Here is a 12,139-nt window from a genome sequence, read left to right on the forward strand (position 1 = left end):
GAAGAACGGCTGGCCCCGGCCATGGAACGGATTGCCGCCCGGACCCGCAACCTGCTGGCAAACGGGCCGATCTTTCTGGTGGCGCTGGCCGCCTTTGCGGCGGTGGCGGCGGGCGGCTGGCTGCTGACCACGCGGATCGGCATCTGGACCCGGCTGGCGCCCAATGCCTTTATCGCCGATGTCTACCGGGCGGTGGCGCGGATCCTGTTCATTCTGACCGGGCTGGTGCTGGCACTGGACATTTTGAACGCCACCGCCCTGATCGGCGCGGTGCTGGGGGCGGCGGGGGTGGTCGGGCTGGCGCTCGGCTTTGCGGTGCGGGACACTGTGGAGAATTTCATTGCCTCCATCCTGCTCAGCCTGCGGCAGCCGTTCCGGCCCAATGATTTTGTCGATATCCAGGGCGACCAGGGCACCGTGGCGCGGCTGACCTCGCGCGCGACCATCCTGATCTCGCCCGAGGGCAACCACATCCGTATTCCCAACGCCACGGTGTTCAAGGGCCGTATCGTGAATTTCACCCGCGACCCGCGGCGGCGCTTCGGCTTTGATCTTGGCGTCGATGCCGATGCGGATCTGGCGGCGGCCCTGTCCACCGCCGTTGCCGCGCTGGAGGCACAGCCCTTTGTGCTGGAGGATCCGGAGGTCGGTGCCTGGATCAGCGAAGTCGGGGATTCCAACGTGATCCTGACCTTCACAGGCTGGGTGGACCAGACCCGGGTGGACTTCGCCAAGGCGCGCGGCGAAGCGATCCGGGCCGCCAAGATGGCGTTGGAAGGGGCGGGCTTTGGCCTGCCGGAGCCGATCTACAGGGTCCGGCTGGACAGCGCGCCCGTGGCAGCGGACGCCCGGGCCAAGGAAGCCCCGGCCGAACCGGGAACGCGGGAAACAGCCAGCGCCGAATTGCCGGAAGCGGCCGACCCGGAGCGGGCGGAGCTGGCGGTTGCCGGAGCGGCGGAGCGGGAGCGCGAAGGGCTGGATGGCGGCGAAAACCTGCTGGACGCCGAGCAAAAGGCGGAGTGAGGCGGCCGCAATGGGCTTGCCTGCGCAAGAAGCCGGCCCGGCTTTACAGAGCCGGGCCGGGACAATTCAATGACGGCAGTGTTAAATTTTTGCCGCGGAGGACCGCGGGCCTGCGATCAGCCAGGCAATGAAGCCCAGCACCGGCAGGATCAGGATAACGAGCACCCATACGATCTTGGCCGCGGTTGAGGCCCCGGATCCCAGGACCTGAATGATTGCGTAAATGTCGGCAGCCAGAACGAGAAGGCCAATCAGTCCATATTCCATCGTGTTTCCCCTTGGGCTTGATGATCTGAATACTCAACGCGCACAGCCGGAGATTGTTCCGAATTTAATCCAAACGGCTCGACCGCTGGGGCCGCTGCTCCAGACTCAGGGCTGTATGCCTCAGGCGATGCCAGAACATAAAAAAAAGCGCAGCGGGCTGCGCTGCGCTTTTTATATCTGCCGAAAGTCAGGATCAGCTATCGTCCTTGGCATCTTCTTCCGGGCTTTGAATGTCGACGGTCGGGACAGTCACAGTCACGTCCTTGGAACCGGTTTCGATATCGCCGACATCAGCGTCGAATTCAGGCATCTGGCCGCCTTCAACGCTGACGTCGACGTCGGGTAGGCGGGCTTCTTCGGTCTGATCAATGTCGATCATGTAAACAGCAAAAAGCAGCACAACAATGCCGGCCACAGCGGCGAAGATATAGGAGGGTTTCATAGTACTGTCCTTTCGGGTTGCTTCAGCCGGTCAACGCGCCTGTGTCCGAATTTGTTCCCGTGCTGTTTGCGGCCGCTGTTGGCATTTCCTAAGGTGTTTCGCTTCAAGGCGTTGATTATAAAGGAAACAATTTTTGACCCGACCGACGATATGCCGCGGTATTTTACAGGGTTCTCAAGCCGGCGCCGCGGTCCCAAGGCGGAAGTTCGCCGCCCGACTGGTTTAGTATGACGGCTATGAACACCTTCACCTTCGCGCGAAGATGGCTGTATTCGGGGTAGATCGGGTACAGGGCATGCGAAAACCTTCTGGCCGGGTTCACGGCCTCGGAACCGAGCATTGGGACCTATCCCAAGACTTACGGCAAAATCAAAACGGGTGCGGAGGCCCGGGGCTGGGTGCAAAGGAAATTCAGTCCTCGGCACATCTCCCACGCAAGAGACGGCACCGGTATCAATGAAGTGGCAAGCCGGTGCTGCTGATGACGCCGCTGAACGGCGACTAATAGCTGGACGCTGCCGGCGGCCTCCTCCGGAAGCTTTCTACTTTTATGGTTGCCGATTGAGGCAGTTTTCCATTTCGGTCTGCATGTTCTCGATGGCACTGCAGAGCCGTGCCGTGAAGGCCTCGGAGGTTAGAGACTGGGTGGCATATCCAGGTGTGAGAATTGAAACGCTGGAGCCGATTCGCGGCGTGAACCGGCGAATCGCCAGCCCCTCGGTTGTCTGGCGCTGCTGCAGACACCCATAGGCTGTGATCATGTCGCAAATCATGTAGCACATGCCAGCTGCAACGAACTGCAGCCCGGGCGCCCAGGTGCGCAGCTCCAACCGCTTGCGGAACCGGCAGCCGCTGCGCTGAAACGCCGCCTCTGTCCGGGCCGTCATGGGGTGCTTTTCAAACAGCACCGCCATCGGCGCCCCGTCCAGGTCCTGCGGTGTGATCTCTTCCGCCGCAGCGAGCGGATCGCTTTCCGGAACGATGCAGACGCTTTCGAGGTCGAAATCCATCTGCTTGATGGATGGGCGCGGCACGGGAGTTTCGGCAAATCCGATATCGTATTGCTGCGAGGCGATCAGATCCTCGATCACATCCGACGACCGCATGATCAGCGAGACTTCAAGCTCATCCTTGCCTTGCAGAAAATCCGTTAGAATCCGCGGCATGAACAGCCCGGCCGCCGCCGGGTGGCAGGCAACGCGAAGCTTGCCGGCCTCGTGGCCGCGGATCTTGCTCACCGTACGCTCGATCCGCTCGATGCGTTCCAGGACGGTCTCGCATTCCTCCAGAAAGAACCGCGCTTCCGGTGTCGGAATCAATTTGCCCTGCTCGCGGACAAACAGGCTGAAGCCCAGTTCGCCCTCCAGCGTTGAGATCATCGTGCTGACGGCGGGCTGGGTGCGCCCGACGGTGCGCGCGGCCTGCGAGATGGAGCCGCTGCGCATGACCTCGCGGAAGGTGAAGATCTGGCGGATCGAGAAGTTCATTGTGTGGGTATCAAGGCAATTTATGGAGTCACAGATATTTTGAAATTGATCTTATGCCCTTTGTCCAGCCAAATCCGCCAAACCGGTGAGGGGACACCGGAAGGAGGACCGATGGACACATTCTCAAAATACTTGCTGACGGGGCTGATCTGTCTGGTGGCCCTGGGCCAGTTTGTCCAGGTGGTCACCCGCTATCTGCTGCAGATCCCGGTGATGGGGCTGGAGGAGACCATGCTCTACCCGACTATCTGGCTCTACATCCTGGGCGCTGTGAACGCCTCGCGCGAGGACACCCACATCCGCGCCAACGTGCTGGAGATCGCCATCAAGACAGAGCGCGGCCATACCGTGCTGGCGATCATCGGTGAAATCATCAGCCTGACCGTCGGCCTGTGGCTGCTGAGCTGGGCCTGGGAATACACCCAGTACGCCTGGCGCGTCTGGAAGGAGAGCCCGACGCTCTACCTGCCGACATTCTATTCCGAAGTGGCGCTCGTGGCCGGTTTGGCCCTGATGATGCTCTACACCGCGGTGCACCTGTTCCGCCATATCAACGCCCTGCGCGCCGGAGCCGCAAAATGATTGAAATCGCACTCCTTGCCATCGCCGTTCTGGTTCTGACGCTGACCCTGGGCGTGCCGCTGCCCTACTGTTTTGGCGCCGCCTTGATGATCATGTATTTCCTGGGCGATGTGACCATGAAGGGCATGATGCTCTGGGGCTCCCAGCAGCTGGGCAACCCGGTTCTGCTGGCCATTCCGCTGTTCGTGCTGGCAGGCACCATCATGTCAGCCAGCGGCATCGCGGCCTCGCTTTTGAACTTCGTCAATGCCTTCATCGGCCATATCCGTGGCGGCCTGGGCGTTGTGGCTGCGGTCAGCTGCGCCATCATCGGTGCGATCTCCGGTTCCGGCCTGACTGGCATCGCCGCCATCGGCCCGCTGCTGATCCCCGAGATGGAGAAGCGCGGTTACCCGCGGGAATACGCCACCGCGCTGATTGCCAACTCCTCGATCCTGGGGCTGCTGATCCCGCCGTCTGTCACCATGATCGTCTATGGCTGGGTGACCGATACCTCGATCCTCGCCTGTTTCCTGGCGACCCTGGGGCCGGGCCTGCTGATCATGTTCAACTTCTCGGCCATGAACCTGTGGATGAGCCGCAAGTTCAACCTGGTGCTGGATGACGCGCCCAGCTTCTCTGAGCTGGCGGGCGATGTGGCCAAGAAGGGTTTTAACGCAACCCCGGCACTGCTGATGCCGGTGATCATCCTGGGCGGCATCTATGGCGGCATCATGACCCCGACCGAAGCCGCGGCCCTGTCGGTGATCTATGCGCTGCCGGTCGGCTTCTTCATCTACAAGGGCCTGAAGTGGAACAGCTTCCTGGAGGCCGGCAAGGAAGCCGCCACGGCGGTGGGCGCGATCATGGTGATGATCCTGTTCTCGATGATCCTGAGCCAGATGTTCGTTTATGAGGCAATCCCGCAAAAGATGGTCAGCGCGATCTTCGAGATCACCGAGAACAAGGTGCTGCTGCTGATCTTCATCAACATCCTGCTGTTCCTGGTCGGCATGGTCGTGAACGACGTCACCGCCATCATCCTGATCGCGCCGCTGCTGCTGCCGCTGATGCAGGCGATCGGCGTCACCCCGGTACAGTTCGCCGCGATCATGGGTGTGAACACCGCGATGGGCGGCGTCACCCCGCCCTATGCCTCGATCCTCTACCTTGGCGCGCGGATCGGCAACGTGAAGGTCACCAAGGTGATCCCGCCCGCGATGATCCTGATCCTGACAGGCTATGTGCCGGTGGTCTTCCTGACCTCGCTGTGGCCCGACCTGTCGCTCTTTCTGCCGCGTTTCTTCGGCTACTGAACACACCTGACACCTTAAGGAGGAGACTACCCATGAAACATTTTCTGACCGGCACCGCTGCTGCTGCCCTGATGTCGCTGGCGGGCCTCGCCCAAGCTGCCGACCTCAAGATGAGCCACGTGCGCCCGCAGGACACCACCATCGACAAGGAGCTGCGCGCCTTTGCGGCCCAGGTGGATGAGGCCACCGGCGGCGACGTTTCGATCAACATCTTCCCGGCCTCCGCGCTCGGCGACTACACCACCGTGCAGGAGCGCATCAGCGTCGGCGCCATCGACATGGCGACCCAGCCGGCCGCAGCCGCGGCAGACCGCCGGATGCAGATCAGCTCCTTTCCCTACCTGGCCAACACCTGGGCCGAGGCGCGCGAGATCTATGGTCCCGGCGGTGCGGTGCGCGACGTGATGGCAGAGCTTTATGCCAAGCAGGACATCACCATGCTGGCGGCCTACCCGGTCTACTTCGGCGGCATCGCGCTGAACACCGATGCGGTCAACCCGGGCGACCCGTCCCAGTCCAACGGCATCAAGGTGCGGGTGCCCGGCATCAAAAGCTTCCAGCTGACCGGCGAAGCGCTTGGCTACATCCCCTCGCCGATCCCCTTCTCCGAAGCGTTCACCGCGATCCAGACCGGCGTTGTTGACGGCGTCATCGGCTCCGGCGCCGAGGGCTACTATGCCTCGTTCCGTGATGTGACCAAGACCTATGTGCCCGCCAACACCCACTTTGAAGTCTGGTACATGATCATCTCTAACGGCTCGCTGGCTGAGCTGGACGCAGAAGATCAGGAGGCGCTGAAAGCCGCCGCGGCGGAGTTTGAAGCGCAGCGCTGGACCGTCGCCGAAAAGGACCAGGGCCAGTGGGAGCAGCGCCTGTCCGATGAGCTGGGCGCCAAGGTGGTCGATCTGAGCGACGACGAACTGTCTGCGATGGCTGCCAAGGTGCGCGAAGACGTCTGGCCGGTGGTTCTGGAGGACGTTGGCGCCGACTGGGGCCAGGGCATTCTTGACCAGATCGGCAAGTAATCCCGCATGACAGACCGGGGCGGCCGCGCGCCGCCCCGCAACCGCAGCCAACCTTTGGGAAAAGGCAGGATGGAAGCAGATTATGCAGTGATCGGCGGCGGCGTTGTCGGCCTGTCCGTGGCCTGGGGGCTGTTGCGCCGCGGCAAGCGCGTGACGGTTCTGGACGGCGATGACGGCTCGTTCCGCGCAAGCCGCGGCAATTTCGGCCTGGTCTGGGTCCAGTCCAAGGGCATGAAGCAGCCGCGTTATGCCAGCTGGAGCCAGCAATCCGCGGAGGCGTGGGCCGGATTTGCGGCAGAGCTGGAGGACGGCACCGGCCGCTCCGTCGGGCTGCAGCAGAACGGCGGCTATGATCTGCATTTCTCTGAAGAGACGCTTTACGCCACTGTCGCGCAATATGACGCGCTGAAGGACAAGCTGGGCGGTAACTACCCTTACGAGGTTCTGGGCCGCAATGCGCTCAGCCGCGAAGAGCCGCATATCGGCCCCAAGGTGGCGGGCGCGATCCTGCACCACCAGGACGGCCATGCAAACCCGCTGCGCCTGCTGGTCTCGCTGGCCGACGACGTGCGGCGGCTGGGCGGCACGGTCCTGAACGGCAAGACCGTCACCGAGGTTTCCAAACCGCATGCGTTCAAGGTCCAGTGCAGCGACGGCACCACGGTCACGGCGGGCAAGGTTGTGCTCTCTGCGGGCTTAGGCGCGATGGAGCTGGGCCCCAAGCTGGGCTTCAAGGCGCCGGTGCGGCCGCAGCGCGGCCAGGTGCTGATCACCGAGAAGCTGCCGAAGCTGATCAACCGCCCCTCGCTGATTGCCCGCCAGGTGGACGAGGGCGGCATCCAGATCGGCGCCACCAACGAGGAAGTCGGGCTGGACGACAGCGTGACGCAGCCGGGCCTGTCCGGACTGGCTGCCGAGGCCATCGCAGCCTACCCGGCGCTGGCCCGCGCGCAGCTGGTGCGCAGCTGGGGCGCGCTGCGCATCCTGTCGCCCGACGGCCTGCCGATCTACCAGGAAAGCCCCGAGATGCCGGGCGCTTACCTTGTCACCTGCCACAGCGGCATCACCTTGGCCGCGGCCCATGCGCTGTTCCTGCCGGATTGGCTGGAAGGCACCGCGGCCGCCCCTGATCTGGAGGTGTTCAGTGAAGACCGATTCCCCGTTTCTTGAGCTGGCAGGCGATGCCCCCCGCGTGCGGGTCTGGTTCGACGGCGAGCCGCTGGACCTGCCAGCAGGCGCCAACCTGGCCGCCGCGCTGCTGGCCGCCGGCGTGCAGGTGTTCCGCCATACGCCGGTCTCCGGCGCACCGCGGGCGCCGTTCTGCATGATGGGCGCCTGTTTCGAATGCCTGGTAGAGACCGGCGGCCGGGTGCAGCAGGCCTGTATGCTGGAAGTGGAAGAGGGCATGAAGATCGCCCGCCCGCATGAAGCGGAGGCAAATGATGCAGCGCTGTGATCTGGCCATCATCGGCGCGGGCCCTGCCGGCATGGCCGCCGCTGCCGAGGCAGCCCAACAGGGCCTGAGCGTCACCCTGCTGGACGAGCAAAACCGCCCCGGCGGGCAGATCTACCGCGAGGTGGACCGCGCCGCGGGGCCGCGCGGCGGCATTCTGGGGCAAGAGTATCTGCACGGGGCAAGCTTGACGGCTGGCCTTGGCGCTTCGGGGATCACTCACCTGTCAGGTGCCGTTGTCTGGGCCATCGAGGATGGCTTCCGCATCTCCTTTGTCCGAGATGGCCGCGGTGAGCAGTTGGAAGCCGCGCGGCTGATCCTGGCGACCGGCGCGCTGGAGCGTCCGATGCCCACCCCCGGCTGGACCCTGCCCGGCGTGATGACCGCAGGCGCGGCGCAGATCCTGCTCAAGCAGTCCGGCGTGCTGCCGCGCCGGGCCGTTCTCGCCGGCAGCGGGCCGCTGCTTTATCTGATCGCGGCGCAGATGGTGCGCGCCGGAACGCCGCCGCTGGCCCTGGTCGAGACCCAGACCGCGGCCAGCCCGCTGGCAGCAGCCCGCCACCTGCCCGGCGCGCTGCGCGGCTGGCGTTATCTGGCCAAGGGCCTGAAGATGCTGGCGGAGATCAAGCGCGCCGGCGTGCCGCGCTATACCGGCGCAACGGATATCGCGGTGGCGGGCAGCACCCGGGCCGAAGGTGTGAGCTTCCGCAGCAAGGGGCAGGAGCACAGCATCGCTTGCGACACCGTGCTGCTGCATCACGGGGTGGTGCCGAACACCCAGACCGCGCGCTCGATCAATGTGCCGCATGTCTGGTCCGAAGCGCAGCAATGCTTTGTGCCTGAAACCGGCCCCTGGTGTGAAACCGCCAAGGAAGGTGTTCTGATCGCCGGGGACGGCGCCGGCATCGGGGGCGCCATGGCTGCCGAATTTGCCGGGCGGATCGCCGCGCTGAAGGCGGCGGAGGAGCTGGGCCGGATCACCGCGCCGGAGCGCGACCGCCTGGCCGCGCCGCTGTTCAGCCGCCGCAGCCGGGAAACAGCCGTGCGCCCGTTCCTCGATGCGGCCTATCCGCCCTATGCGGGCGCTGTGCGGCCCGCCGACAGCACCATCGTCTGCCGCTGCGAGGAAGTCACCGCAGGCGACATCCGCAGCTATGCCAAGCTCGGCTGCCTTGGCCCGAACCAGGCCAAAGCCTTCGGGCGCGCGGGTATGGGGCCGTGCCAGGGCCGTTATTGCGGGCTTACCGTGACCGCGCTGCTGGCCGAGGCCAACGGGCAGACTCCGGATGAGACCGGTTACTACCGCATCCGGCCGCCGATAAAACCCGTGACACTGGGCGAACTGGCAGCGATGGAAGACCCATCTGCCACTGCCGCCGAATAGGAGAACAAGATGATCGAACGGATCGAAACCGGCCCCCGAATGAGCAAGATCGTTAAGCACAACGGTGTGGCCTATCTCTGCGGCCAGGTCGGAGATGGCGCCGATGTGGCTGAACAGACCCGTGATTGCCTGTCCCGGGTCGAGGCGCTGCTGGAGAAGGCCGGCTCGTCGCCGCAGCAGATGCTGCAGGCGATTGTCTGGCTGGCCGACATGAAGGACTTTGCGGAGATGAACGCGGTCTGGGATGCTTGGGTGCCCAAGGGCCACGCCCCGGCCCGGGCCTGCGGCGAAGCCAAGCTCGCACGGCCGGATCTGAAGGTGGAAATCATCGTGACCGCCGCCTGCTGATACGGCACCCTAGCACAGACCCTGAACCCGGCCCCGGCACCAGACCGGAGCCGGGCACTTTTTCGGGACCTCATGCGTTGTATACATAAAGCAGCAACGAGGTCTCACATGCTCAAGCAAGTCCTGCACCGCACCGCCCTGCACGCCGAGCGCCTGCTTGACAGGCTTTTGCCCCGCAGGCCGCGCCGCGGTGCTGATCTGGTGATCGATCCCTACATCGGATACGCCACACCGGAGCATTTGATCGTGCGCGGCCGTGTCCTGACACAACTGCGCGGCAGCACCCCGCGCGATGGCCAGAGCGTGCTGCAAAATGTGCGGCAGATGATCTCGCTCTTTCTGACGGATGAAGCCGCCGGCGTTACCGTGACCCACGATGGCACCACCGCGGTCAGCGATGAAGAGGGATATTTTCAGCTGCCGCTGCCGCCGGGCAGGGACCCGGGCTGGCACGAAGTTCAGGTTGCCATCGCCGATAGCGGGGCACAGACCGCGTGCCCGGTGCTTGTTCCCCGCCCGGATGCCCGGTTCCTGGTGGTTTCCGATATTGATGACACCGTGATGCAGACCTCCGCCTATTCGCTGGCCCGGAACTTGTGGACCACGTTCAGCGGCAACGCTCTGACGCGGCGCATCTTTCCGGATTCGGCGGATCTGCTCCGCCAGCTGTCAGAAGAGGGCCGCAATCCTGTGTATTACGTCAGCTCCTCTCCTTGGAACATGCACGCCTTTCTGGCACAGGTGTTCCGGCAGGCAGGTCTGATCCGCGGCCCGGTGTTCCTGCGTGACCTGGGGCTCAGCGAAACCCAGTTCATTTCCGCAGGCCACGGCAGCCACAAAGGGCAAAGTATCGACCTGCTGCTGAACGCGCATCCGTCCCTGCCTGCGGTGCTGATTGGCGATACGGGACAGAAAGATGCGTCCATCTACGCCGACGCGGTGCGCCGCCATCCGGGCCGTATTTCGGCGGTGCTGCTGAGGGTGCCCGCGGACGGGCTGAGTGCGGAAGACAAACGCGATCTGGATGCTTTGAGGGAAACAGGCATCGCGGTGTTCGCCGCATCCAGCTTTGCAGGGGCGGCGCAGCAACCGGGGCTGAAACTGGCAGGCGGACCGCCCATTCAGCAAGTCCCCCGGCAGGGTTGAAAGGGCTCTGAGCCTGTGTCACCCGCCGCTGCACCCGGGTTCCGGGACAACCGCCGAAACACCTGCGGGGGCTTCGCGGCTCTTAAAGGATGGTGAGTGACCGCAGACGCCACGCGGCCTCCTCGTGGAAGGTCCGGCGTGCGGCGGCCCAGTCCTTTGTCGCCGGATCATTGTGATTGGCAGCCAGCTCAGTCAGCCTGTGGAGGTGACCGGCCAATTGTTCATGCCCGCCCGCCAAGTCCGCGATCGTCCAGCCTGCGCCTGACTTTTGCTCCTCTGCGACGGCGCGGGACTCCTTGATAACGTGTTCCAGCTGCGAGGGCGGCAAGTGTCCCATCACCCGCAGTTGTTCCGCCAGCTTGCCCGCTGCCGAGAACATGCTGGTGTAATGCTGTTCGGTTACTTCTTTGAAAGAGGGCGGCATCGCGCTGCCCGCGTCCCGGTGCAATGCGTGCGTCTGGAATACCAAGCGGCAAATACCGGAAAGAACAGCAGACAGCGCCTGTGCCAGAGCCGAAGTCTCGCGGGCACAGGTTGAAAGGCTGGATTCGGACGGGGCAAATTGCTGTGCGTCTGCCATGCGGCTCTCCTGCTCCTTGTTCAGAAAACAAACGCGGTCGCCGCCCCGAAGGTTCCGGGATCTTCAGTATGCCGGCCCCGGGTCAGGCGGGACTCTGGGCTGCACGGATCTCGGGGCGCTGGCGTTCTTCAGCGGGCGGATTCCCGTTTCTCCGCTTCCATCACTTCCGGCCGGATCTGGGCCCATGTCAGGAGCGTGAAAACGACCGTGCCGCCGATAATATTGCCTGCCAGCACGGGCAGGAAGAAGCGGAACAGTGCCGGAACCACGGACAATTCTCCCTGTACCATCAGAAAGGCCATCTCAACGGAGCCCGCGATGATGTGGGTGAAGTCCCCCAAGGCAATCAGCCAGGTAATTATGATAATCAGCGGCAGCTCCGAACCATTGGCCTGCGGCAGCATCCAGACCAGCGCCGCAATCAGCACGCCCGCAGGGATGCCGCGCACCAGACCCTCGACCCACGGCATACCGGTCGCGTGGTGGCTCAGCGCCAGCATCGCCTCTGCCATCTTTTCCGACATGACCGGGGCGAAGGCCAGGAAAGCGGCGGCAAGAAAGGCGCCCACAACGTTTGCCGCCAGCACCACCGCCCAAAGCCGGGCAGTGCGCCCTAACGACTGCCATGTCGGGCAGAGGGTCACCGGCACCACGGTCGTTATCGTGTTTTCAGTAAACAGCTGCATCCGGCCCAGAATGACCAGCACGAAGCCCAGCGTGTAACCCAGGTTCTCAATAATGAACCGCCAGCTGCTCTCGGGCAGGCTGGAGCGGAGTATCGCCTCGCCCCAAACCGAGAAGCACATCAGCAGCCCCGCCGCCAGGCCCGACCACCACAAGGCCCGCACCGGGCGCCGCAGTTCTTCTTCCCCAGTCAGCCGGATAGCCTCGAAGATGAGCTTGGCGGACAGGCCGGTGGCCTCCTCCACCGCTTCGCGCTCCTTTTCTTCTGCGGCAAGCACATGCTTGTCAGTGGGGGTCATCATCGGTCTCCTGCTTGTCCGGAAAGCCTGCGCGGGTGCCGGGAGGGTTCCCATGTCACCGCAGGGGCCGCCGCGGCTGGTTTTGGACCTGCCATCCGCACCGCTGTTTTTCCTGTAAGCGGCG

The 12,139-nt window shown here is 64.0% G+C and carries 14 protein-coding genes; 9 read left to right on the forward strand and 5 right to left on the reverse strand.

The features are described 5' to 3' along the window. Window positions 1-1,023, forward strand: a 1,023-nt coding sequence (locus AC5STI_RS21810; protein WP_495448327.1) for a mechanosensitive ion channel family protein, incomplete at its 5' end; no start/stop codon positions are given. A gap of 81 nt (window positions 1,024-1,104) precedes the next feature. Here AC5STI_RS21810 and AC5STI_RS21815 read toward each other — a convergent pair. The 3 genes from AC5STI_RS21815 to AC5STI_RS21825 all read right to left on the reverse strand — a co-directional run bounded on the left by AC5STI_RS21815 (window position 1,105) and on the right by AC5STI_RS21825 (window position 3,219). Continuing rightward, window positions 1,105-1,290, reverse strand: a complete 186-nt coding sequence (locus tag AC5STI_RS21815) for a PLDc N-terminal domain-containing protein (protein ID WP_475054430.1) — start codon at window positions 1,288-1,290, stop codon at window positions 1,105-1,107. 193 nt (window positions 1,291-1,483) lie between these two features. Continuing rightward, window positions 1,484-1,732: a hypothetical protein gene (locus AC5STI_RS21820; protein ID WP_475054432.1), complete on the reverse strand. Its 249-nt coding sequence runs from the start codon at window positions 1,730-1,732 to the stop codon at window positions 1,484-1,486. A 548-nt stretch (window positions 1,733-2,280) separates the two neighbouring features. Next, window positions 2,281-3,219, reverse strand: coding sequence for a LysR family transcriptional regulator (locus AC5STI_RS21825; RefSeq protein ID WP_495448328.1), 939 nt, complete (start codon window positions 3,217-3,219; stop codon window positions 2,281-2,283). Between the two features lie 111 nt (window positions 3,220-3,330). Here AC5STI_RS21825 and AC5STI_RS21830 point away from each other — a divergent pair, with 111 nt between their 5' ends. From AC5STI_RS21830 to AC5STI_RS21865, 8 genes are all read left to right on the forward strand, one after another. Next, window positions 3,331-3,801 carry a TRAP transporter small permease gene (locus tag AC5STI_RS21830; RefSeq protein ID WP_039183725.1) on the forward strand — a complete coding sequence of 157 codons (471 nt, stop codon included), beginning with the start codon at window positions 3,331-3,333 and terminating at the stop codon, window positions 3,799-3,801. Continuing rightward, entirely contained in the window at window positions 3,798-5,096 is a 1,299-nt protein-coding gene (locus AC5STI_RS21835) for a TRAP transporter large permease (protein WP_495448329.1), read from the forward strand. Before AC5STI_RS21830 ends, AC5STI_RS21835 begins: the two co-directional genes overlap by 4 nt. 32 nt (window positions 5,097-5,128) lie before the next feature. Continuing rightward, complete coding sequence (dctP, locus tag AC5STI_RS21840) at window positions 5,129-6,121, forward strand: TRAP transporter substrate-binding protein DctP (RefSeq protein ID WP_495448330.1); 993 nt, start codon at window positions 5,129-5,131, stop codon at window positions 6,119-6,121. A 69-nt stretch (window positions 6,122-6,190) separates the two neighbouring features. Continuing rightward, on the forward strand, window positions 6,191-7,291 hold the full coding sequence (locus AC5STI_RS21845; protein WP_495448331.1) for an NAD(P)/FAD-dependent oxidoreductase: 1,101 nt from the start codon (window positions 6,191-6,193) through the stop codon (window positions 7,289-7,291). Beyond that, on the forward strand, window positions 7,266-7,577 hold the full coding sequence (locus AC5STI_RS21850) for a (2Fe-2S)-binding protein (protein ID WP_495448332.1): 312 nt from the start codon (window positions 7,266-7,268) through the stop codon (window positions 7,575-7,577). The genes AC5STI_RS21845 and AC5STI_RS21850 overlap by 26 nt, the downstream gene beginning before the upstream one ends. Then, complete coding sequence (locus AC5STI_RS21855; RefSeq protein ID WP_495448333.1) at window positions 7,564-8,958, forward strand: FAD/NAD(P)-dependent oxidoreductase; 1,395 nt, start codon at window positions 7,564-7,566, stop codon at window positions 8,956-8,958. The genes AC5STI_RS21850 and AC5STI_RS21855 overlap by 14 nt, the downstream gene beginning before the upstream one ends. Window positions 8,959-8,967: 9 nt before the next feature. Continuing rightward, window positions 8,968-9,306: a RidA family protein gene (locus AC5STI_RS21860; RefSeq protein ID WP_490399706.1), complete on the forward strand. Its 339-nt coding sequence runs from the start codon at window positions 8,968-8,970 to the stop codon at window positions 9,304-9,306. A 108-nt stretch (window positions 9,307-9,414) separates the two neighbouring features. Then, window positions 9,415-10,452 carry a phosphatase domain-containing protein gene (locus AC5STI_RS21865; RefSeq protein ID WP_495448334.1) on the forward strand — a complete coding sequence of 346 codons (1,038 nt, stop codon included), beginning with the start codon at window positions 9,415-9,417 and terminating at the stop codon, window positions 10,450-10,452. Between the two features lie 82 nt (window positions 10,453-10,534). On the opposite strand, the gene AC5STI_RS21870 is transcribed toward AC5STI_RS21865, so the two are convergent. Further along, entirely contained in the window at window positions 10,535-11,032 is a 498-nt protein-coding gene (locus AC5STI_RS21870) for a ferritin-like domain-containing protein (protein WP_495448335.1), read from the reverse strand. Window positions 11,033-11,160: 128 nt separating this feature from the next. Beyond that, window positions 11,161-12,018, reverse strand: a complete 858-nt coding sequence (locus tag AC5STI_RS21875; RefSeq protein WP_495448336.1) for a formate/nitrite transporter family protein — start codon at window positions 12,016-12,018, stop codon at window positions 11,161-11,163. Window positions 12,019-12,139 lie beyond the last annotated feature (121 nt).

Source organism: Leisingera sp. CC-HEC096 (genome assembly GCF_059429235.1).